The 22,035-nt window shown below is 58.6% G+C and carries 23 protein-coding genes and 1 pseudogene; 16 read left to right on the top strand and 8 right to left on the bottom strand.

Annotation, left to right across the window (positions count from 1 at the left end):
- Positions 1–16: 16 nt before the first annotated feature.
- Genes LKX83_RS16340 through LKX83_RS16325 form a run of 4 tightly spaced genes read left to right on the top strand, consistent with a single transcriptional unit; the run spans position 17 to position 4,703 of the window.
- Positions 17–1,048, top strand: coding sequence for a zinc-dependent alcohol dehydrogenase (locus tag LKX83_RS16340; protein ID WP_227883354.1), 1,032 nt, complete (start codon positions 17–19; stop codon positions 1,046–1,048).
- Positions 1,049–1,052: 4 nt separating this feature from the next.
- Positions 1,053–2,087, top strand: a complete 1,035-nt coding sequence (locus LKX83_RS16335) for a Gfo/Idh/MocA family protein (RefSeq protein ID WP_227883353.1) — start codon at positions 1,053–1,055, stop codon at positions 2,085–2,087.
- A 1-nt stretch (position 2,088) separates the two neighbouring features.
- Positions 2,089–2,952, top strand: a complete 864-nt coding sequence (locus LKX83_RS16330; RefSeq protein WP_227883352.1) for a fumarylacetoacetate hydrolase family protein — start codon at positions 2,089–2,091, stop codon at positions 2,950–2,952.
- Positions 2,953–2,966: 14 nt separating this feature from the next.
- Complete coding sequence (locus LKX83_RS16325; protein ID WP_227883351.1) at positions 2,967–4,703, top strand: methyl-accepting chemotaxis protein; 1,737 nt, start codon at positions 2,967–2,969, stop codon at positions 4,701–4,703.
- 120 nt (positions 4,704–4,823) lie between these two features.
- Here LKX83_RS16325 and LKX83_RS16320 read toward each other — a convergent pair.
- A pseudogene (locus LKX83_RS16320) lies at positions 4,824–4,910 on the bottom strand (hypothetical protein); the annotation flags it as partial.
- A 100-nt stretch (positions 4,911–5,010) separates the two neighbouring features.
- Between LKX83_RS16320 and LKX83_RS16315 the strand changes: the two are divergent.
- Positions 5,011–6,750 (top strand): ABC transporter ATP-binding protein, encoded by a 1,740-nt coding sequence (locus tag LKX83_RS16315; RefSeq protein WP_227883350.1) that lies wholly within the window; start codon positions 5,011–5,013, stop codon positions 6,748–6,750.
- Positions 6,751–6,754: 4 nt separating this feature from the next.
- Complete coding sequence (locus tag LKX83_RS16310; protein ID WP_227883349.1) at positions 6,755–8,491, top strand: ABC transporter ATP-binding protein; 1,737 nt, start codon at positions 6,755–6,757, stop codon at positions 8,489–8,491.
- A 177-nt stretch (positions 8,492–8,668) separates the two neighbouring features.
- Here the strand turns inward: LKX83_RS16310 and LKX83_RS16305 are convergent, their stop codons facing one another.
- Together LKX83_RS16305 and LKX83_RS16300 are read right to left on the bottom strand one after the other, a co-directional pair.
- Complete coding sequence (locus tag LKX83_RS16305) at positions 8,669–10,225, bottom strand: ABC-F family ATP-binding cassette domain-containing protein (RefSeq protein WP_227883348.1); 1,557 nt, start codon at positions 10,223–10,225, stop codon at positions 8,669–8,671.
- A 127-nt stretch (positions 10,226–10,352) separates the two neighbouring features.
- Entirely contained in the window at positions 10,353–10,640 is a 288-nt protein-coding gene (locus tag LKX83_RS16300; protein WP_227883347.1) for a hypothetical protein, read from the bottom strand.
- 147 nt (positions 10,641–10,787) lie between these two features.
- Between LKX83_RS16300 and LKX83_RS16295 the strand changes: the two genes are divergently transcribed.
- The 3 genes from LKX83_RS16295 (at position 10,788) to LKX83_RS16285 (ending at position 12,843) form a co-directional block, all read left to right on the top strand.
- On the top strand, positions 10,788–11,228 hold the full coding sequence (locus LKX83_RS16295; RefSeq protein WP_227883346.1) for a small multi-drug export protein: 441 nt from the start codon (positions 10,788–10,790) through the stop codon (positions 11,226–11,228).
- 85 nt (positions 11,229–11,313) lie between these two features.
- Positions 11,314–12,027: a Cthe_2314 family HEPN domain-containing protein gene (locus LKX83_RS16290; RefSeq protein ID WP_227883345.1), complete on the top strand. Its 714-nt coding sequence runs from the start codon at positions 11,314–11,316 to the stop codon at positions 12,025–12,027.
- A 30-nt stretch (positions 12,028–12,057) separates the two neighbouring features.
- Entirely contained in the window at positions 12,058–12,843 is a 786-nt protein-coding gene (locus LKX83_RS16285) for an SDR family oxidoreductase (RefSeq protein WP_227883344.1), read from the top strand.
- Positions 12,844–12,936: 93 nt separating this feature from the next.
- Here LKX83_RS16285 and LKX83_RS16280 read toward each other — a convergent pair whose 3' ends face one another.
- Positions 12,937–13,185 carry a NifU family protein gene (locus LKX83_RS16280; protein ID WP_227883343.1) on the bottom strand — a complete coding sequence of 83 codons (249 nt, stop codon included), beginning with the start codon at positions 13,183–13,185 and terminating at the stop codon, positions 12,937–12,939.
- Positions 13,186–13,299: 114 nt separating this feature from the next.
- Here LKX83_RS16280 and LKX83_RS16275 point away from each other — a divergent pair, with 114 nt between their 5' ends.
- The gene (locus tag LKX83_RS16275; protein ID WP_227883342.1) at positions 13,300–13,566 is read left to right on the top strand and encodes a YuzB family protein; all 267 of its coding nucleotides are present in this window, start codon (positions 13,300–13,302) and stop codon (positions 13,564–13,566) included.
- 6 nt (positions 13,567–13,572) lie between these two features.
- Here LKX83_RS16275 and LKX83_RS16270 read toward each other — a convergent pair whose 3' ends face one another.
- Positions 13,573–14,634: an NAD(P)/FAD-dependent oxidoreductase gene (locus LKX83_RS16270; RefSeq protein WP_227883341.1), complete on the bottom strand. Its 1,062-nt coding sequence runs from the start codon at positions 14,632–14,634 to the stop codon at positions 13,573–13,575.
- Positions 14,635–14,693: 59 nt separating this feature from the next.
- Complete coding sequence (gene mqnE, locus LKX83_RS16265) at positions 14,694–15,797, bottom strand: aminofutalosine synthase MqnE (RefSeq protein ID WP_227883340.1); 1,104 nt, start codon at positions 15,795–15,797, stop codon at positions 14,694–14,696.
- A gap of 274 nt (positions 15,798–16,071) precedes the next feature.
- On the opposite strand from mqnE, the gene LKX83_RS16260 reads away from it, so the two are divergent.
- From LKX83_RS16260 to sda, 4 genes are all read left to right on the top strand, one after another.
- Positions 16,072–16,548 (top strand): hypothetical protein, encoded by a 477-nt coding sequence (locus LKX83_RS16260; RefSeq protein ID WP_227883339.1) that lies wholly within the window; start codon positions 16,072–16,074, stop codon positions 16,546–16,548.
- 552 nt (positions 16,549–17,100) lie between these two features.
- The gene (locus LKX83_RS16255) at positions 17,101–17,460 is read left to right on the top strand and encodes a HesB/IscA family protein (protein ID WP_227883338.1); all 360 of its coding nucleotides are present in this window, start codon (positions 17,101–17,103) and stop codon (positions 17,458–17,460) included.
- A 380-nt stretch (positions 17,461–17,840) separates the two neighbouring features.
- Complete coding sequence (locus tag LKX83_RS16250; RefSeq protein WP_227883337.1) at positions 17,841–18,512, top strand: YheC/YheD family protein; 672 nt, start codon at positions 17,841–17,843, stop codon at positions 18,510–18,512.
- A 270-nt stretch (positions 18,513–18,782) separates the two neighbouring features.
- Positions 18,783–18,929, top strand: a complete 147-nt coding sequence (sda, locus tag LKX83_RS16245; protein ID WP_370639089.1) for a sporulation histidine kinase inhibitor Sda — start codon at positions 18,783–18,785, stop codon at positions 18,927–18,929.
- Here sda and LKX83_RS16240 read toward each other — a convergent pair.
- On the bottom strand, positions 18,926–19,174 hold the full coding sequence (locus tag LKX83_RS16240; RefSeq protein ID WP_227883336.1) for a hypothetical protein: 249 nt from the start codon (positions 19,172–19,174) through the stop codon (positions 18,926–18,928). The two genes, sda and LKX83_RS16240, sit on opposite strands and share 4 nt — an antisense overlap.
- A gap of 93 nt (positions 19,175–19,267) precedes the next feature.
- On the bottom strand, positions 19,268–20,263 hold the full coding sequence (locus tag LKX83_RS16235) for an NAD(P)/FAD-dependent oxidoreductase (protein WP_370639088.1): 996 nt from the start codon (positions 20,261–20,263) through the stop codon (positions 19,268–19,270).
- Between the two features lie 287 nt (positions 20,264–20,550).
- Between LKX83_RS16235 and LKX83_RS16230 the strand changes: the two genes are divergently transcribed.
- Positions 20,551–21,744, top strand: a complete 1,194-nt coding sequence (locus LKX83_RS16230; protein WP_227883334.1) for an NAD(P)/FAD-dependent oxidoreductase — start codon at positions 20,551–20,553, stop codon at positions 21,742–21,744.
- Positions 21,744–22,022, top strand: coding sequence for a hypothetical protein (locus LKX83_RS16225; RefSeq protein ID WP_227883333.1), 279 nt, complete (start codon positions 21,744–21,746; stop codon positions 22,020–22,022). The genes LKX83_RS16230 and LKX83_RS16225 overlap by 1 nt, the downstream gene beginning before the upstream one ends.
- The last annotated feature ends 13 nt before the right edge of the window (positions 22,023–22,035 follow it).

Here is a 22,035-nt window from a genome sequence, read left to right as displayed (position 1 = left end):
GGGGAGGGAAACACGCATGAAGGCATTGGTATGGACGGCGCCGGAAAAAATGGTTTTCCAAGACGTGCCGAAGCCGGAGCCGGCCGAAGACGAAGTGCTGATCCGCGTCGACACCGTCGGCATCTGCGGGTCGGAGATCGAAGGATATTTAGGTCACAACAGCCTGCGCGTTCCGCCGCTCGTGATGGGACACGAGTGCTGCGGCCGGGTCGAGGCGTGGGGCGCGCGTGCCGGCCGGTTCGCGGCGGGTACGAAGGTCGTCATCAACCCGCTCATCTCTTGCGGAGCCTGCCCGGCCTGCCGCAAAGGGCAAAACCAGCTCTGTACGAGCCGCCGCATCGTCGGCATCCATCGGCCGGGCGCGTTCGGACAGTGGGTGGCGGTCCCCGTTACCTGCGTCGTGCCGGTATCGGAGTCGCTCGGCGCCGCCCGCGCGGCACTGGCCGAGCCGCTGGCCTGCTCGCTGCGGGCCGCGCGCCGCGCCATGCAGCGCCACTTCCGGCCGAACGTGCTCGTCTTCGGCGCGGGCGGCATCGGCCTGTTGTGCGCCAAGGTCGCCCGGCTGCTCGGCGCCGCGCGGATCCTCCTGGTCGACACCCAGTACGACCGGTTGAAAATCGCGCTCGACGCCGGGGCGGCCGACCGGACCGTCCACCCGGTGGACGACGATCTGACCCGTGTCGTCCGGGAGGCGACCGGCGGCGAAGGCGTTGACGTCGTCATCGACGCGGCCGGCTTCCAGCCGACGAGAGCCCAAGCCATGTCCGTCGTCAATCCGGGCGGCACGATCATGAACATCGGCCTCGGCATCGACGGGACGGAGCTTCCGATCAATCATCAAATCCGCAGCGAAATCGAGGTACTTGGTTCGTTCTGCTATACGCCGCAAGACTTCCACGACGCCGTGCGGCTGCTGGAGGAAGGCCGCGTCACCGAGGAAGGCTGGACGGCTTCGCTGCCGGCGGCCGAGGGCGGCCGGGCGTTCGAGGATTTGGTGCGAGGCCGCGTCCGGCAGGGCAAGCTGTTCCTCGTCATGGAAGGAGCGTAAAGGGATGAAAAAGCTCAAAGTAGGCATCATCGGCTTCGGGAGCTGGGGCGAATGCCATCTCGAAGCTTATCGCGCGCTGCCGTTCATCGAAGTGGCGGCGGTCTGCGACGCGCAGCCCGCTCGCAGGGCGCGGGCCCGGGAGCTTGGCGTCCCGGTCGTCTGCGAGACGGCCGAGGAGCTGCTACGCGAGGCGGACATCGGTCTCGTCAGCGTCATCACGTTCGAAAAGGCGCACCTTCAGCCGGTGCTGGCCGCGCTCGAGGCCGGCAAGCACGTCCTGGTGGAGAAGCCGGTGGCGACGGACGCGGCCGAGGCGGCGCAAATGCTCGCGGCAGCGAAACGGCACGGCCGGTTCGTCGCGCCGGGTCATCTGCTGCGGTTCGAGCCCAAATACGCCGAAGTCCGCCGCCTGATCGCGGAAGGCGCGCTTGGCCGACCCGCCTCGATCTACATGAAGCGCTCGCGCAACCATTCGCTCTTCGGCACCTATCGCCGAACGCACACCGTTTATGAGCTGATGATCCACGACCTGGATCAGGCGATCTGGTACGCGGGCAGCCGCGTCAAGCGGGTGACGGCGGAGGGCTGCACGCTGTCGGGGGGAGACGTTCCCGAGATTTTGTGGGTGCAGCTTCGGTTTGAAAACGGCATGCTCGCCGTGCTGCACAGCAACTGGATGACGCACGACGCGGCCGGCGTCGTCATCAACGACTATACCGAAGTCGTCGGCTCGGAGGGCACGGTTCAGTTCGACACCGACCTGGCCGGCGTCCATCTGCTCGGCATCCGGGGCCGCGCGTCGACGGACCTGTCGGTCCACCACCGGCAGGGCGGCCGGATCGTCGGCGCGCTGAAGGAGCAGCTCGCCTACATCGGCGAATGCGCGCTGAACGGTACTTCGCCGGATGTCGTCTCGTTCGAGGATGCCATCCACGGCATCGAGGTGGCGGACGCCATCGTGCGTTCGGCCCGGTCGGGCGAGCCGGTCGAGCTGGGCGGCCAAGCCGCGTTAGATCCAAACGGACAGGGGGCCCGTTAAGATGAAATGGGTGCAATTCAAACGAAAACACGAACCTAACGGACGAATCGCGCTGGGGGTGCAGGAGGCGGACGGGCAGGTGCGGCTGTTCGCGGACGGCTTGGAGCTGAGGACGCTTATCGAGCAGATCGCGGACCTGCCGCCCGGCGCCGAGCCGCCCGCGCCGCCAGTCTACGCGCCCGTGCTCGCCCCGGACGACATCGTCCTGTGTGCGCCGATCGCCAAGCCGGAAAAGCTGATCTTCGTCGGCCTCAACTACCGCGACCACGCCGCCGAGTCGAACATGGCGGTGCCCCAAGTGCCGGTGCTGTTCCCGAAATACCCGAACGCGATCGTCGGCCCCGACGCGGATGTCGTTATTCCGGCCGAGGTGCGCGAATGCGACTACGAAGCGGAGTTGGCCGTCGTCATCGGCAAGCGGGCCAAGCGCGTCCGGCCGGAGGACGCGATGTCGCACGTCTTCGGCTACACGATCATCAACGACGTGAGCGCGCGGGATATGCAGCTGCATGAAGGCCAGTGGACCCGCGGCAAGGCGATCGACACGTTCGCCCCGATGGGGCCGTGCGTCGTCACGCGCGACGAGATTCCGGACCCGGGCCGGCTCGACATTTCCCTAACGCTGAACGGGGAAATCATGCAGCAGTCCAACACGCGGGAGCTCATCTTCGACATTCCGTATCTGGTCTCCTTCCTGTCCCGGACGATGACGCTGGAGCCCGGCGACATCATCAGCACGGGCACGCCTCCGGGCGTAGGCATGGGCCGGACGCCGCCCGTCTGGCTTCGTCATGGCGACGTGACGGAAATCGAGGTAGCCGGCATCGGCAAGCTGCGGAGCCGGTATATTCAGGAGCAGATCTGAGGGATATCGAACGTATGAACAAGCGGAAGACATGGCGAATGCCGGGGCTGCGGCTGACGATCGCCGTCAAAATCATCATCGGGTACGCCGCGATGCTGCTCTTTTTGGCGGCGGCGCTGCTCGTCGTCTCGGGAACGATCGACCGGCTGCAAAACGAGATCGACGCCGTCACCGGGCGCGATCTGAATATCCAGGTGCTGACCTATCAGATCGACAAAAGCGCCTCGGACATGGACGGCGCGCTGCAAGCCTACATGGTGGCGGGGCAGGAGAACGCCAGGAAAACGTACGATTCGGCGGCATCGGCGTGGCAGCGGAGCGACGAGCGGCTGCAGGAGCTGCTCGCCGCCGAGCCGGAGCAGCTGAGCCGGCTGGCCAGCGTGAGCGGCGCCGTCCGACAGTGGATGACCGGCGCCGAAGCGCTGATGAAGGCGGGGACCGGCGGACGCACGCTCGAGGAGTTGGGGACCGCTCTGTACGGGGCTTCAGCGCAAAAGCAGATGGACGGCATGCGCGAACAGCTGTCCCGGCTGCGTCAGGCCGAGAAGTATTTGATGGACGAGCGCATCCGTGCGCTTGCCCAGCGCAACGATCGGCTCCAGACGCTGCTGTACGGGATCCTGGGCGGGCTGACCGTTTTCGCGGCGCTTTTCGCCTGGCTCGTCTCCCGGCACGTGACGCGCAACATCCGCAAGGTCACGTCCGCCGTCTCCGATATCGCGGGCTCCGGCGGCGACCTGACGCGGCGCATCGAGGTTCGCACATCGGACGAGATGCGGGAGTTGGGCCGGGAGACGAACGCCCTGCTCGCCGCCCTGCAGGGCATGATCGGCTCGGTCAAGCGCGGAGCGGAGCAGCTGTCGGAGGTGGCGGGCCAGATCCGGCAGGGCACGGACGGCGCCCTCGTCGTCAACGGGCAGGTAGGGGACGCCGTCCGCCGGGTTGCCGCGGGCACGGAGCACCAGGTGGCACAGGTGCAGGAGATCACGTCCGTCATGACGGAGACGGCGCTTTCGCTCGAGGGCACCTCCGACCGCGCGAAGGAGGTGGCTGACCTGGCCCATCATACGCGCGGCGCCGCGGAAGACGGCATTTACCATCTGGATCGGTCCGGCGCGGCGATCGGCGAGATCGAGACGGCGTTCGGAAGGATCGGCGACAGCGTGAAGGAGCTGACCGGCGAGTCCGACCGGATTCACGCCATGGTCGGCTACATCTCCGACGTCTCTACGCAGACGAACCTGCTCGCGCTGAACGCGGCGATCGAAGCTGCCAGGGCGGGCGAGCACGGCCGGGGCTTCTCCGTCGTCGCGGACGAGATCCGCAAGCTGTCGGAGCAGACGTCCCGGTCGGCCAAGGAGATCACCGTGACGCTGGAGCGGCTGAACGGAGGCGTGCGGCGCATCGACGAGCTCGTCGACGCCAGCCGCCAAGCCGTCTTCGGGAGCACGGCGTCCGTCCGCGAAGCGGGCGAGCGGGTGCAGCGCATCATCGGCAGCGTCGGCGAGCTGGCGTCCTCGATCGGGGAGGTGGCCGCCTCCGTCGAGCGGATCGCCGAAGACAGCGCGCAGGTCGTGAAGTCGAGCAAAGAGATCAACCGCATCGCGGAGGACAACTCGGCGTTCGCCGAGCAAATGTCCGCCATGGCGGAGGAGCAGAGCGCAGCGATGCGGCAGTTTTCCGTCACATCCGACGATCTGAAGCAGGTGTCGGATGAGCTGCGGCGTTTGACGGGCAGCTTCACCGTCTAGCGCCGCTGCTTCCCTCCAAAGCCTCGCGCTGTATCGAAAGGGCTGTCCCGTTCGTCTCCTAGGTGACGAGGGACAGCCCTTCGTATCGTTTGGCGCAGACCGCGTTAGATCAGCTTCGCGGCGAACCTCGGCCTTCTCGCCGCCGCTCAGGACGGAGATGCGGCTCTCGATGTGCTTCGTCGTCAGCCCACACTTGGCGAGCGCCGCGTGTGTAAAAATTTGTATTGTAAACATTCTATATTATATATATTATATATATCGTATATGATGTTTGGTTGGAGGATGACAAGGGATAGAGGCGATATGATTGATCTTTCGTAAAGGCAATCCTAGCTATGTTATCTGTCTTATGAAAGATGTACTCAAAAGTTGGCCATGGTACTTTGCAAGTATCGTGGCTACCATTGTTTATTTGCTTATGGATTTTTATATGAGAAAAATGATTGGAACGGTTGCAGACGATATTATTTATCAAAAAGAAACTTTCATGATGTCTTTCGTATTCTTGCTTGGTTCTACCTTTTTAGCGTCGCCATTCCATGGCATATCCACCTACACAAAAGGGCGTATGTCCGAAGAAGTTCTCCTAAAGTTGCGTTTGGCGATCGGCAAAAAAACCACAAAGCTAAGTATGCCCTACTTGGAAACCCATGATAGCGGAGAAATCATTTCTCATTTAGGTTCGGAACTGGATACACTCAATGGTTTTACCTATTACGGTCTTTCCATGGTAACCACTTTGTTTGTTCAACTGATTGGCGTAACAGGGTTTATGCTGGCTGTCGATCCTGAGATTACGATTGTTTTTATTTTGATATCCTTACTCGTTTTGCCATTTAGTATTCTTTTGACCAAGCAAGTTCGAAGGAATGAAAAAGTCTATAGAAGCCAATTGGCAAAATCTCAACAGAGAGCAAAAGAAGGGATCAACTTTATTACGCTAGTAAAAGCTTTTCGATTAGAAAAGATGGTTTTTAATCAATATGAAAAAGCATTGCATCAAGCAACGGATGCAGCGATCAAAAATGAAAAGACAGTTGCATATGTAGCAGCGGCAGGCAAGGCTATCGGCTTCATACCGCTAACTGTAATGATTGCTCTCGGGGTGTTTAGAATTTTTGAGGGTACCTTGACGCAAGGCGAGTTACTTTCCCTCGTGGCCATTGGCGGCGGTTTTTTCTCATGGCTTCAAGGTACGCCGGATACGGTAGCTTATTTAAGGAAGGCTCAAGTGGCTTGTGAACGGATATATGGCTTTTTGGATTTGCCCGAGGAAGAAAATGGTACTGCAACCAAACGTCTTCAAAAAGATTCTTGTATGGTGAAAATAGAGGATGTTCATTTTGCTTATCCTGGAGAAAAAGAGGTTTTAAACGGCATTTCAATGGAAATCAGAGAAGGTGAGTCGGTCGCTTTGGTGGGAGCCAGCGGTTCCGGTAAATCTTCGATCATCAAACTGATTTGCGGATTTATTACTCCCGATTGCGGCAGCGTTGAAGTAATGGGAAATTCAATAGAAGACTGGGATAAAGAAGCAATGCGCCGGAATATTGCATTTGTCGGGCAGGAAAGCCGCCTATTCCCTGGAACGTTGAGGGAGAATCTATTAACCAACCAAATGCATATGGAAGATGAAAAGCTTATGGCACTGTGTAAGCGAGCTGGATTGGAAGCTTTGTTAGGCGAAAGAGGCTTAGATGGGCGTGTAGGCGAAGCCGGGTTTCAATTTTCCGGAGGCGAAAAGCAGAGAATTACCATTCTACGGGCATTGCTCAAGGATGCAGATTTGATCTTGTTGGACGAGCCTACTTCTGCATTGGATGCGGTTTCGGAAGAATCGATTCAAGAATGCCTGCGCATGCTGACAAAAGGGAAAACGTCACTAACGATCGCGCACAGAATGGCTACCATTAAAAATGCGGACCGAATTTATGTTCTTCATCAGGGGAGAATTGTACAGTGTGGCTCCCATGATGAGCTATTCAAACAAGATGGCCAATATAGAAAAATGCTTCAACTTCAAGAGTTAAAGGAGCGAGCCATATAGCACAATGGAAACTCAACGAGAATTGAAGCGGCTATTAGCCTATATCTTGCCGTGGAAAAGGAGTTATTTTACCGGTTCTATTGTTGTAACTGTGTCTAACTATTGTGAAAATATGATCATGGCATTGCTGCTTGGACGTGTACTTGGCGCAGTTGCAACTGAAAGCTTCCAAAAGGCTAAATCAGACATTATTTTATATGCTGTCTTGTACTTGCTGATCCTGCTGATCGTTGCTATCGGCAAGGGCATATCCAACAGGGATGCCAACCTTGCGACAAAAGAGATACGGCTCAGGGCGTTTGACCGTATAATGAAATCCAAATTACGCCATATCGTAAAAAGACATTCAGGAGATGCTCTTATAAGACTGGACGGCGACGTCAATGCCGCGTCAGAAGTTTTCAAAAATACAGTGCAAAGTGCTTTATCTTTGATATTTACTTTGGCAGCCACGATCGTAACGATTTTCGCCGTCAGTTGGATTAGCGGAGTTGTTCTGCTTTTATTTGGGTTGGTGATGCTAGGGATCAATATAAAGTTCGTCGCTCCGGCGAGAGAGAGGTATGCGATCGCTAGAAAGCATGTTGGCATAACGGCGATGGACATGACCGATTTGCTCTCAAATGCAGAGATGTTAAGATTTTGCGGTGAACATGCTATTTTGCTGGATAGATATGAGAAGGATTGCATAACCCTACAAGCGAAGAAAATGGCAGCGGTTAAGTTAACGGCTGCACAAAATACACTAGGTCAGATTCAAGCTAGCTTTGTTGTTCTTTTTAGTATTGGCATAGGATTTCTTTTATGGAAGACAAGTGTCATTTCGATTGAACAGATCCCCATTCTACAAAGCATGGGTAGCATGCTTGTTAACCCGCTTTCTAGCATTGGGTTTATGATGGCGAATATGCAGAATAACTTAATGGGAGGCGTTCGTGTTTTGGAGCTTGTGGACTTGCCGGGAGAGGAGTACCCAGAGCAGGCTCAGGCTAAATCAGATATAGATTTAGAAAATGCCATTTCCTGTAAAAGACTGACATTTGGATATGACGAAAAACCTGTATTGGATCAAATATCCTTTTCTCTGCCGAGAGGGAAGATGCTTGCTGTTGTAGGTGAGAGCGGCAGCGGCAAAAGTACATTGTTAAAGCTTTTGATGGGTTTGTATGAATATAAAGGGAGCTTCACCGTATTGGGAAAAGAGATCTCCTCCATTCCTCCAGATGAGGTCAGGCGTTTGACTGCCTATGTTCCACAGGAATGTCCTTTGTTTGAAGGAACGATTTTCGAAAATATTTCTCTAGGGCGCAGCGATGCGACTGAGGAAGAAGTATACCAGGCGGCTTCGGAGGCTGGCGTTGCCGAGTTTGTGAAAGATTTTCATCAAGGTTATCATACGCAGGTTGGAGAATGGGGCGTGCAATTGTCGGGAGGGCAACGCCAAAAAATATCGATCGCGCGGGCTCTTTTAAAGGATGCGCCGATTTTGTTGTTTGATGAGATTACCTCTTCTATTGATTCCATATCTGAGCAATATATACAACAGACCATGGAAAAATTAAGGGGAGATAAGACGATTGTCGTTGTTGCCCACAGGCTCTCGACGATCAAGGAGGCTGATTGTATTCTTGTAATGGACAAAGGAAGAGTGGTGGAGACGGGCTCTCATGAAGAGCTTATGGGTAAGGAAGGAATGTACGTAAAACTGCAAAAGCTGCAATCCTTGGGATTTAATGAGTAGCATTTCAAACTTCTCCGCGCAGTACACGGTATAACGATTCAAACCATCCTAGAAACGGCAAGGGGTTGTTCCATCCGTCATCTTCACGACGATGGGACAACCCCTGTTTGCCGTTCGTTCGCGGCGGACGGACTGCGATACCGGCGCCGGCATCACGCAGCCTACGCCGACGTGAGATTAGATCAGCTTCGTCGTCCAGGACTCGCCGTTCCAGACGTCGGTCGCGACGTCGCGGTAAAATTCCGGCTCGTGGCTGATGAGCAGGATGCTGCCCTTGTACGCCTGAAGCGCGCGCTTCAGCTCGTCCTTGGCGTCGACGTCCAGATGGTTCGTCGGCTCGTCGAGCACGAGCAGGTTCGATTCGCGGTTGATCAACTTGCACAGGCGAACCTTGGCCTTCTCGCCGCCGCTCAGGACGGAGATGCGGCTCTCGATATGCTTCGTCGTCAGCCCGCACTTGGCGAGCGCCGCGCGCACCTCGAACTGCGTCATGCCGGGGAACTCCTTCCACACGGCTTCGATGCACGTCTCGTCCGCGCCGCCTTTGATCTCCTGCTCGAAATAGCCGACGAGTTGGTTGTCGCCGCGCTCCACCGTGCCGGAGAGGGCCGGAATTTCGCCGAGCAGGCTGCGCAGCAGCGTCGTTTTCCCGATGCCGTTGGCGCCGACAAGTGCGATCTTCTGGCCGCGCTCCATGAGCAGGTCGATCGGGCGGCAGAGCGGCTCGTTGTAGCCGATGACGAGCTGCTTGGCCTCGAAGACGAGGCGGCTGGACGCGCGCGCTTCCTTGAAGCGGAATTCCGGCTTCGGCTTCTCCTTCGCGAGCTCGATGAGGTCCATGTTGTCCAGTTTCTTCTGCCGCGACATCGCCATATTCCGCGTGGAGACGCGGGCTTTGTTGCGGGCGACGAAGTCCTTGAGGTCGGCGATCTCCTGCTGCTGGCGCTTGAAGGCCGACTCGAGCTGGGCTTTTTTGGCCTCATGCTGCTGGACGAACGTATCGTAATCGCCGACGTAGCGGTTCAGTTCCTGATTTTCCATGTGGTAAATCAGGTTGATGACGCTGTTCAGGAACGGAATGTCGTGCGAGACGAGAATGAACGCATTTTCGTATTCCTGCAAATAGCGCTTCAGCCATTCGATATGCTGCTCGTCCAAGTAGTTGGTAGGCTCGTCCAACAGCAGAATGTCCGGCTTTTCGAGCAGCAGCTTGGCGAGGAGCACCTTGGTCCGCTGGCCGCCGCTCAGGTCGTGCACGTCCCGGTCGAGGCCGATGTCGGCGAGCCCGAGGCCCCGGGCGATCTCGTCGACCTTGGCGTCGATCAGGTAAAAGTCGTTCGAATTCAGAATTTCCTGAATTTCGCCGACTTCCTCCAGCATCCGCTCCAGCTCGTCCGGCTCCGCGGAGCCCATTCGGTCGTACATGCCGTTCATCTCGGCTTCCAGCTCGTTCAGATAGCGGAATGCCGTCTTCAGTACGTCGCGGATCGTCATGCCCTTCTGCAGGACGGAGTGCTGATCCAGGTAGCCGATCCGCACCTTTTTGGCCCACTCGACCTTGCCCGCGTCGGGCTCCAGCTGGCCCATGATGATGTTCATAAACGTGGATTTGCCTTCGCCGTTCGCGCCGACGAGGCCGACATGCTCGCCTTTCAACAGGCGAAACGAAACTTCGTTGAAGATCGCGCGATCTCCGAAGCCGTGGCTTAGATTGGTAACGGTCAATATGCTCATGGGTCGATCCCTCGTTTGCTCTCGTAGTTCGTGCATGACGCACCATGTCCATTTTATCCGGCCTTTCGGGAGAAGGAAAGGGTTTGGCGGAAATTGTCGCGGATCTGGCGAAGCGGAGAGGGCGCTCCTACGCCTTCGACGGACGGCAGGAGCGGATCGGAGGGTCGCGCCGGGCGGCGAGACGCCTGCGCGCGTCGCGGATCGGCTGCTTGAGCCGCTCCGATGCCTTGCGCATGGCGGTCGGAAGGACGGCGCTGCTGGCGATGGCCGACCACTCGGGGAGTCCGATTTTTTTCATATAGAGGTAGATGCCCGTACTGACGAGGAACTCGAAAAAGACGTATTCCTTGATCGCGCCGGCAGACACCACGACGATGACGATGGCGCGGGGGTCCGCGCTCCTGCGCCTCTGCAAGGGAATCATCCTCCTGTCGGCTCCGGTAGCGGCGGAGACGTTCCAGCATATTCGACGGGGCGCGTCCGATATGCGAAGAGACGGACCGGAACCTGACCCCGGTGCCAAGCGTATAACATCGGTGAAAGAGAAAAGGGGAGATTATCGATGAGCATCTGGATGCAAATTGCAACGGTCGTCGCCACCAGCGTAGCCGAGCTGTGGGCCGCGATTCCGCTCGGCTTCGCTTTCGGCCTGCATCCGATCCTGATCGGCGCGGCAAGCGCGGCAGGATCGATCGTAGCGGCGGCCGTCGTCATTTTCTTCGGCAAGTCGCTGCGGGCATGGCTTCAGCGTCGCATGACCGGAAACTCGAAGCGCGGGGGGCGCATCACCCGCATCTGGGATAAATACGGCGTCGCGGGGCTGGGCTTCCTGTCGCCGCTGATCACTGGCGCGCCTCTGGGCGCGGCCGTCGGGATCGCCCTCGGGGCGAAGCCGGTCAAGCTGTTCGTCTGGATGGCCGCGGGCATCGTCGTCTGGAGCGTGATCCTGACCGCCGCCGTGGCGATGGGTCTGCTCACGTTGACGGGCGGAGCGGCCGGTTGAGCGGGGGAGCGCAATTGCGGTAAAATGAAGGAACGGACCTACAGGCGATCCCGACCGGGAACGACGCCGTCCGTTGGAGGACGAGATGCTGCGAGCGATGTTCGGCGAACCTGCCCGCGAATGGACAGGTCCGCTGTTGGAGACGGTGCAATTGATGGAGCGGTTCGTTCGCCGCCAGCGCGAGCTCGGCCGATCCGAGGCGCGCGGCGCGGCTGCGAGCCGCATGCTGCAGATTCGCGCGGAAGGGCTCGTGCGCTCGCTCGACGAGCTGGAGCAGAGCCGCTACGCGGCGAGGCGCTTCGCCGAGCGGGTGACCAAGGACGCGCTCGAGGAGATGACGCGGGAAGAACGGCTCGACTACGACAGGCACGTTTACTTCGACAAGGATGCCTATATCCGGCTGTTTTCGCTGCTCGACAAACTCGGCGTCCTGTTAAACGATGTTTTGGCCTTGGAGACCGAGCGGATGAAAGCGTATTTCTCGTACTTCACAGTGCTTCGCAATATGCGGTTGAACGGGCTGCATCCGCCGCTGTCGGCGGAGCTGAACGGGCTGAAGGCGCGGCACGAGGCGGCGTTCGGCCGCCTGCGCAAGCGCCGCAATTTGGAAATTCACCATATGAACGCGGAGCTGCAGGACGACCTGCAGCTTGCGATGCGAAGCCAGGGCGGCCACCCGCACCTCGAGAATATCGCGGATCATATGCGCGATCTGGACGAGGGATGGGAAATGGCGCACCGCTCTCTGGCGGCCGCGTTCCGATATTTGTTGGGCAAACATGCAAGGCGGCCTTCCTAGCGGGGGCCGACGAAGGAGAGGGGGAGCGGGATGCGACTCGCAGGGAGAACGGCGCTCGTCACGGGCAGCGCCAAAGGGCTGGGACGCCGGACGGCGATGGAGCTGGCGGCGCTTGGCTGCGACGTGGCGATCACCTACGTGTCGAGCGTGACCGAAGCCGAGCAGGCGGCGGCCGAGATCGAGGCGATGGGGCGACGGTCGCTGGTCGTCCAAGCGGACGTCGCCAAGACCGACGACGTCGAGCGTCTCGTCCGCGCCGTGGAGGAAGGACTGGGCGGCATCGATATTCTCGTCAACGCGGCGGGACCGTTTATCCGCGAGCGGCGGCTGTTCGCCGATTACAAGCCGGAGGACATCCATTATCTCCTGAACGGCAATCTGGTCGGCACGATGCTGCTCGATCATCGGGTGCTGCCCGGGATGCGGACGCGCGGTTGGGGGCGCATCATCCACTTCGGCTTCGGCCATGCGGGCGAGGCGCGTTCCTGGCCGCATCGCGCGGCGTACGCCGCCGCCAAGGTCGGCCTCGTCTCGTTCACGAAGACGCTGGCCGTCGAGGAAGCGGCAAGCGGCGTGACCGTCAACATGATCTGCCCGGGCGACATCCGCGGCGATTACAAGGAGAAGTCGATCGCCGACGTGGATGGCTTCACCGACGACGAGTCCCCGCGCGGGCGCCCCGGGACGGGCGAGGACGTGGCGCGCGTCATCGGCTTTCTCTGCCTGCCCGAATCGGACTTCGTGACGGGCAATACGATCGACGTGTCGGGCGGACTCGACCCGATCCGGAGCAACGTCAAACCGGCCAAAGCATGACAAAAGGCCCCGCCTCCGGTTTGACCGGACGGACAGGGCCTCCTAACCCGGCCGCGGGGCGGCCGGGGCAAAACGCGAGACGCGAGGATGGGATTAGAACACTTGGACGACTTCCTCGATGCCTTCGACTTCTTCGAGCAGGGCGCGTTCGATGCCTGCCTTCAGCGTAATCGTCGAGCTCGGGCAGCTGCCGCAAGCGCCCATCAAGCGTAGCTTCACGACGCCGTCTTCGACGTCGACCAGTTCGACGTCGCCGCCGTCCCGCTGAAGGAACGGACGCAACTTGTCGAGCACTTCGAGCACTTCATCGTACTGGGTTGCCGCTTGTGCGTTGTCACTCATGTTTATCCACTCCTTTCAAACCCTATTATAGTACAAAAATGTCGGAAATAAAACGGACGCCGGCAAGGAAACGCAAGGGACCTCCGCCGCGGCCGAAGAAAGGATATGGGCGCCATGCACATCGTAGAATTTTGCGTCAGCAACATGCATCACGGCACGGACGAGGTCATGCGCCGGCTGGAAAAGCTGCCCGACATCGAGACGATCGAATATGGCTGCCTGGGCAACTGCGGCGAATGCTACCTGTCCCCCTATGCCTTGGTCAACGGGGAATCCGTCGTCGCGGAGACGGCCGACCAGCTGTACGAGCTCGTCCTGGCTGCCATTCGGGAGCAGGACGAGGAACGGTCCGCGCTGGACAAACTCTTGGACGACTTGTAAGGAACGCTATCCGAAGTGGCGGCGGCTCTTCCAGAGCACGCCGCTCTTTAGGATGCGCGGAACGCGTCCCATGATCGGCGTGGATCCCATAATGCCAAAGCCGGACTTCTTGCCAAGCGAGCCGAGCGTGCCGCGCAGCCGAATGCGCGGGAGGCGCGGTTCTTTGCCGTGCAGGCGGGCGCGGATGACGTGGGCGACCTGCTTGCCCTGCGCCTGCGCCAGCTGCGCGCTCGGGGAGTAGGGCTGGCTGGAGCAGTCGCCGATGACGAATACGTTCGGCGCTTCCGGCAGCTCGTGAAACTCGTTCACGACGAGGCGGCCCTGCTTGTCCTTGGCGTACGTCAGCCGTTGGATGATCTCGACCGGCTGGATGCCAGCCGTCCACACGGTCACGTCGGAGAGGATATCCGCGTCAGTCGTATGGATGACCCCTTGGCCCAGGCTGTTCGTCGTGATATGGGAAAGCATTTCGACCTGGTGTTCCAGAAACCAAGAGGCGACGAAATGCTGCAATTTCCCAGGAAATCCAGACAGTACGCTAGGTCCGCGGTCGATGATGCGGATGTTCAGATCCGGACGGCTCTCGCGCAGCTCGGCGGCCACTTCGACGCCGCTGAGTCCGCCGCCGATGATGGACACTTGGCCGTAAGGACGGGCGTCGTTCAGCATCTGATAAGTCCTGCGGGTCGCGGACAGCGTCTGGATGCTGCAGGAGTATTCGTCCGCACCGGGAATGCCGTGGTAGTTGTCCGTGCAGCCCAGCGCGAGGACGAGCGTATCGTAAGGCAGCGGATCGCGGTTCGCGAAGGCGACTGTTTTCGTTTCCTCGGAAAAGCCGGTGATCTCGCCGTACACAATCTCGAGCTGCGTATGGGACGGATACGTCACGCGAATGTCGAGATCCGACGACGTGCCCGCCGCAAGGGCGTAATATTCGGTTTTTAGACCTTGGAACGGCATTCGGTCGACGAGAAAGATCCGGACTTCCGACGGGAGATTCTCTTCGAGGAGCTCGTTGACGAGCGTCAACCCGCCATAGCCGCCTCCCAAGATGACGATATGACTCACGTGTATGTCTCCTTCAAATCAGGTTTCCATAGGATGCCCTAATCGGGCCCCAGGAACGCTTATTCGTAAACCTTCACTTCGTTGTAGAGCGTATCGCGCTCTACGGGAATTCTACCCGCCCCTTTGATCAGCCAAACCAAATCTTCCCTCGTGATGCCTGCCGGCGTCAGGGCGCCGGCCGCATGGCTGATGCGCTCGCGGACGATCGTGCCGTGCGCGTCGGAGGCCCCCATCGTCAGCGCGACCTGGGTCAGCTGCGTGCCGATATTAATGAAATAAGCCTTTACGTGCTGGAAGTTGTCGAGCATGAGGCGGCCAATGGCGATCGCCTTCAGGTCGTCGTACGCAGAGTTGCGGCGACGGATGCCGGCTTTCGGGCTCGTCGGCTGCATGGACAGCGGAATGAACACCTGGAAGCCGTTCGTTTCGTCCTGCAGCTCGCGAAGCTGGATCATGTGCTGGACGCGTTCCTCGACGGACTCGACCGGACCGTACAGCATCGTGGTCGGCGTCTTCATGCCGAGCTGATGGGCGGTGCGATGAACTTCGAGATATTGGGCGATGCCGGCTTTTTCGACGCGCATTTTCTGGCGATACTGATCGGAGAGGATTTCTGCGCCGCCGCCGGTGAGCGATTCGAGGCCGACGGCCATGAGCCGCTCGAGCACTTCCCGGTAGCTCAGACCGGAGATGCGGGAGTAAAAGTCGATTTCCGCCGCCGTATAAGCTTTGATCGTCACCTGCGGATACCGTTCCTTGAGCGAGCGGATCGATTCGACGTAGTATTCGAAAGGCACGTGCGGATTGTGTCCGCCGACGATATGGAATTCGCGCGCGGTCGGCGTAATATGCTGATCGACGTAGGCGAACATCTCTTCGGGCGTTAGCGTATAGGCGCCTTCGTCGCCCTGGTCCTTGCGGAAGCTGCAGAATGCGCAGTGCGCCTCGCATACGTTCGTGAAGTACAAGCTCATCGTTTCGGTAAAATACACTTTTTTGCCGTTCTTGCGCAAATTCGCTTCATTGGCCAGTTGGCCGATCGTGAGCAGATCCTCGGAACGATACAGGTATACGCCGTCCTCCTGGGCGAGACGTTCCCCGTTGCGGACTTTGTCCGCGATCTCCGCCATGCGGCGATCTGAATGCGCCATGACGAGCGTCATGCTTCCTAACCTCCTTTGATGGAACCCGGTTCGGCTCGGGACGAAAGACCTGATACGGACCGGGATCGGTCGGACTTTGTGAAAAAAATAACTTTCACTCGCCGAAAAAAACGCCATGTGTACATAACTGTTCACATTATAAACTGGAAGCCGCAGAGGGGCAACCTAAAATAAATAGGTATAATTGCACGTAAAAGTGGGAATCAACTTGAATAATAAACAAAATATGGTACTGTAAGGGATGATAAGCTAAATGAAAAAGGATGATGGATGGATGGATAAACCGGTGATTCTGCCGTTGGCCGAGCTGGAGACGCTCGACCAAGCCGAAAAGGTCGCGACGCTGCAGCAATACCGTGCCGCCTACACGATCAAGGACTTGAGCCAGGCATGGGGATTGTCGAACCCGATCCAATACTATATGTGGCTGAAGAAGCAAAATATTTACGAGCAGCTCGTGCGCAGGGCGGACAAGTTCGAACCGACGAAGGAGTGGAAACGGCTGCGCGAAGCCGAGAGCCGCGAGGACGCGGATCGGCTGCGGGTCAAGGGGCTGCCGGCGGATCAGTTCCGCTACGGGCTGGACACCGATTCCTCGGGTCCGGAGCTGGCCCACGTATTCCGCCGACTGGCGGATTTCCTGCACAATGAGACGGGCAACTTCCGCTGCCGGATCGAGTTGAAGGCGATCCAAGCCGCGGCCCCCACGGCCGCGAGCGGAGACTGGAAGGAAGAAGAGCCGGGCGCTTAAGGCGCCCGGTTTTTTGCGTCTCCGGATAAGGAGCGGATTCGCGCGATCCAGGTTTCGGAGGGCTTCGGTTTGGAAGTTGTGGCAGCGTGGGGAGGGAGCAGGGAGAAAGAATGGGCGCAAGGAGCGGGGGAAGGAAGGCGGATGAGGGCGATTAGTTGCATTCCTGCCACTAAATAGAGGATGAAAGGGGCTGCAAGGCGATTAAGTTGCAAACGTACCCTTATATTTGCAGTTTTAGACGAGATGTTTAAATTTGGACCTGTTTAAGTGTACTTTTGCAACTAAACGGTCCGATGAGGGACTTGGAGACGATATTAGTTGTACGTTTGCAATAAAATGCGGTTTGAGGACCCGTAGACAGCGAGCAGGCCTTTGGCAGACAGCGGTTAGACAACGGGCAGCCAGCGAGGATGAGCGTTAGCAGCCAGCCGATTTCCGGTCCGGCTTCCCCGTCCCTTCCGCAGAGACCCTTGAGCGCTGCGGCGGAGAGGAGTATACTTAGGAGACAAAGCACGACACCATCGTTTTTATCGTTAGAAGGAGGGACCGTACATGATTCAGATCAGCGAGACGGCCGGACTTAAAATACAGGAGATGCTCTCGGCCGAGGAGATCCCGAACCTGTTCCTGCGCATCGGCGTTCAAGAAGGCGGCTGCAGCGGCTTTTCATACGGCATGGGATTTGACGACGAGCAGCACGATAACGACCAGGTGCTCGAGATTCGCGACCTGAAGGTCGTCGTCGACGAGGACAGCATGAAGTACCTGAACGGCCTCGAGATCGACTGGAAGGAATCGGGCATGGGCGGCGGCTTCACCATTCACAATCCGAACGCCACCGCGACCTGCGGCTGCGGCAGCAGCTTCCGCACGGCGACGGCTGCCGGCAAGCCTGCGCCGGAGCAGTGCTGATTGAAAGCAAATCACCGTGCAACATGTCATGAAATAAGCGCCTACGGACGGGACTCTTACGAGAGAACCGTATCGTAGGCGCTTTTCTTGTTGTTGGTGAAGATCAGTCGGGCGCGTCATGTCATGGAGAAGTGGAAAGCTAGCGCTCCTGTGCATAAATCCATCCCCACAATCCCCCGCGCCGGACAAGGGCTGCGGTCGATTGCCAACATTCAGGTCACAGGCTGTCCACAGACGCTTGGGGATAAGTTGGCCTTCCATCGGACAAATTGGGCCGGAACGGACTCGATTCGGGCTTGTTGCGTAGTGCAATCATCCAAGAACACGTTTTTTCGCCCGAGTATGCTATAGGGATATCAAGGCAAAGGAGGCCAATTCGGATGCGGAAAAGGTCTGGACGCATGCTGGCCAGCAAATGGGTCAAAACGGCCGCGCTTTTGTCGAATCGGGAAGTCGCGATGCACATTCCGGCCACGCGTGTCTTGAGTCCCGGCAATCTGAGGGGAATGCTTGCCGCGTACGGGATGGTCGTGATCAAGCCGATCCGGGGCGCCGGCGGGCTTGGCGTAATTAAAGTGACGAAGCATGGCGGCCGTTATTCGGCCAAATACATGTCGCAGACGCGTACGTTCAGGAGCTTCAGTTTGCTGTATCGGCATCTCGGCCGCATTCGCCGCCGGAGGGCGTACTTAATCCAGAAAGGGATTCACCTGGCGACGATCGGCGGGAGGCCGATCGATTACCGGGTCAAGTTCGTGAAGAAGGCCGGTGGCTGGCGATTCCGGTCGATGGTAGGACGTCTCGCAAGACCGGGGCTGTTCGTGACCAACCTTTGCCGGGGCGGCAGCCGGATGTCGGCCGCGCAAGGGATTCGGAGGTCGCTGTCGCCGGGGCAGGTCGATGTGAAGAAGCAAGAGATGCGCCATTTGACGCAGGTGGCCACTTCCATTCTAGAGACCCGGTTCCCGGGCATCGGCCAGTTGGGCTACGACTATGGAATCGACCAAAAGGGACATATTTGGATTCTGGAAGTCAATACGCGACCTCAGTAATCCCGGAGATGCGACAAAAGGCGTTATCAAAAGGATTAATCGCCGCAAAATGCGCCATGAAACTTTTTTATGAAATGGCGTGAAAGCTGCCTGTGTATAACTTCATCCACAAAATCCCCCAAATCCCACGGCTGTTGCGGCATTTTTCAACAGAATACCCACACGTTGCCCACACTGGAATGTGGATAATTGCGAGTCTTGTCCACTTATTCCCAGCCATGCTATGATGCCAGCACGGATCAAGCAATAATGAAAGGAAGGGTGTGGGTGATGTTGCCGCTCTTGTCTGATGAGCTGTTGTTGGAAGCCTATCACCAAGCGGTTCGCCTGCAGTTGGAACGGGAATTCGTGTTTATGCTGCGAGCGGAGATCAAGCGAAGAATGCTGCCCGTCGCCGTAGAGGAACTGCCCATCTAAGGAAGCAGCGGGACGGCGGCGGTCGAAAAAGTGCCGCAAGCGGGACAGCGGACGGCGTGCTGACAGTCTTCGGGGACGGTAGTGTCCGGCCCGGCGGCGGAGAGCGCGGCCGGCTGTTCGGGCGGGCTGTAGGGCGCATAGGGACCGAGCCAATCGGTCGCGCGCCCTTCGTCGACGACAGAGTCGCCGCAGACGCCGCATGGGGACGACAGTTCCTCCATGCCGTTGCAAACGGGACAGATCACAAGGGCATCCTCCTTAGAGACCGGACCGGCCGGTTGTTTCCTAAGTAGGATGCCCTTTTTGTGCGTACTGCATATGCGGTGCGGATGAAGCGTCTAGAGCTTCATATTGCTGCTATGGCCGGGGGAAAGCTTCGCATCGGGGTCTACGTAAACCTTGGCGTTGTTGATTGCCGTAGGGGCCTCCCCGAAGCCGACTGCGATGAGCTTCAGCTTGCCGGGATAAGTGGTGATATCGCCGGCGGCGAAGATGCCCTGGATGTTCGTCTCCATGCGGGAATCGACGACGAGGGAACCTCCGTCGATCTCGAGCCCCCACTCGGCGATCGGGCCGAGCGAACTCACGAATCCGAAGTTCACGATGACGTCGTCCACGTCGAGCTCGACAGGCTCGCCCGATTTGACGTCGGTCAGCGTGACGCGTTCGATGCGCGCCTCGCCGTGCATCGCCGAGATCTCCTTCGGAACGAGGACGTTCACTTTCGATTGGCGGAGCAGCTCCACGCTGTGCTCGTGCGCACGGAACTTGTCGCGCCGATGGACAAGCGTCACCTGCTCGGCGATCGGCTCGAGCATGAGCGACCAGTCGAGCGCGGAGTCGCCTCCGCCGGTCAGCAGCACGCGGCGGCCGCGGAAGCGCTCGAGATCGCTGACGAAGTAATGGAGGTTCGCCTTCTCGTAGCGCGCCGCTTCGGGCAGCTCCAGCTTCCGCGGCTCAAACGCGCCTACGCCCGCCGTCACGATGACGGCCCGCGCCCGGTGGACGCGTTTATCGGTCTCGACTTCGAACAGCCGTTCCCCGAGCTTGCGGACGGCGACGACCTTTTCCTCGAGCGCGATATTCGGCTGGAACAGCTCCATCTGACGCTTTAGATTGTCGACGAGCTGTTGGGCGGTCACCTTGGGGAACCCGGCCACGTCGTAGATGTATTTCTCCGGATACAGGGCGGCTAACTGCCCCCCGAGCTGCGGCATGCTCTCGATCACGGTGACGGTCATTTTCCTCATGCCCCCGTAGAAGGCGGCGAACATGCCCGCCGGTCCTCCGCCGATAATCGCGACGTCCACCGGCTCCAATACGTCTTGGCTCACCATTGCCACCTCCGTCAAATGCGCCTTTCGCGCCAGTCTTTTCCTCATTATAAACTTGTCGATCGGGCAAAGGAATACCGGACGCACAATTGTCGAATGATGGGTAAGGACGCGGCTTTGGACAAGGCAATTTTGTGGAGATGTCCAAACGATTTTGTGAAAATGAACCTTGAAAAGAAAAGGCATAACCGATATGATTCATGTGACGGCAAAAGAGAGAAACTTGTCGGTAGACATTGTGGATTTTTTCACAATTTAACACCACATTAGGATTGGATGGGATTACCATGAGCAGCATACCTAAAATCGTCATCCTGGGCGCCGGATACGGCGGCGTATTGACGTCCCTTCGTCTACAGAAAGAACTTAATTATAATGAAGCGGACGTCACCCTTGTCAATAAACACGATTATCATTATATTACGACCCATCTGCATATGCCCGCCGCGGGCACGGATCATCCCGACAACGCGCGCGTGAGCATCTCCAAGCTCATCGACGAGTTCAAGATCGACTTCGTCAAGTCCACGGTCGTGCAAATCCGGCCGCAGGACCGCAAGGTCATCCTGGAGGACGGGACGCTGTCCTACGACTACCTGGTCATCGGACTCGGCGGCGAATCCGAAACGTTCGGCATTCCGGGCATGGCGGAAAACGCGTTCACCATCCGATCCATCAATTCCGTGCGGCTCATCCGCGAGCATATCGAATACCAGTTCGCCCGCTTCAAGCGCGAGCCCCATCGGACGGACTACCTGACGTTCGTCGTGGGCGGCGCCGGCTTCACGGGCATCGAGTTCATCGGCGAGCTGGCGGACCGGATTCCCGAGCTGTGCAAGCAGTTCGACGTCGATCAGTCGCTGGTCAAGGTCATCAACGTCGAAGCGGCGCCGACGGCGCTTCCGGGCTTCGATCCGGAGCTGGTCGAATACGCGATGAACGTGCTCCGCAAGAAGGGCGTCACGTTCCGCATCGGCACGGCCATCAAGGAATGCACCCCGGACGGCGTCATCGTCGGCGAAGGCGAAGAGATCAAGTCGCAGACCGTCATTTGGTCCGGCGGCGTGCGGGGCAACCGCTTGATCGAGGAAGCCGGCTTTGAGACGATGCGCGGCCGCGTCAAAGTCGATGAGTTCCTTCGGGCGCCGGGCCATGAGAATATCTTCGTGCTCGGCGACAACTCGCTCATGTTCAATCCCGAAGGCCGTCCGTACCCTCCGACGGCGCAGATCGCGATGCAGCAAGGCGTCAATTGCGCGCACAACCTCGTCGCCTCGATCCGCAACCAGTCGCTGAAGCCGTTCGTGTTCCAAAACAAGGGCACGGTGGCGTCGCTCGGCAAGGGCGAAGCGATCGGCATGGCCTTCGGCAAGAAATACAAAGGCCGCGTCGCCGCATGGCTGAAAAAGCTGATCGATCTGCGGTATCTGTTCATCATCGGCGGCATTCCGCTTGTCCTGCGCAAGGGCAAGTTCCTCTAATGCGCCACTGCAGCGTGCAGGTCCGGGGTCTGCTGACCCGGGACGAACTGGACCGCTACAACGCGTTGATGGAGGTCGGAAGCTACCTCGAGTCGCAATCGCGGTACGATCTGTCTGCCATCGTGCAGGCCGAGGTCGACCTGCTCATCCAGCCCGGCATCGAACGGCTGAAGGAGAAGGGGCGCGAGCGCGACCGCAAGACGCAGGAATATCTCGAGGAGCGCCGTCGGGCCGAATGGGAAGCCCAGATGAAGCAGCTGGACGAAGACGACGACTGAATCAACAAAGCCG

Source organism: Cohnella baijiui (genome assembly GCF_020731285.1).
GTDB lineage: Bacteria > Bacillota > Bacilli > Paenibacillales > Paenibacillaceae > Cohnella.
This window is presented reverse-complemented; position numbering and strand designations above follow the sequence as displayed.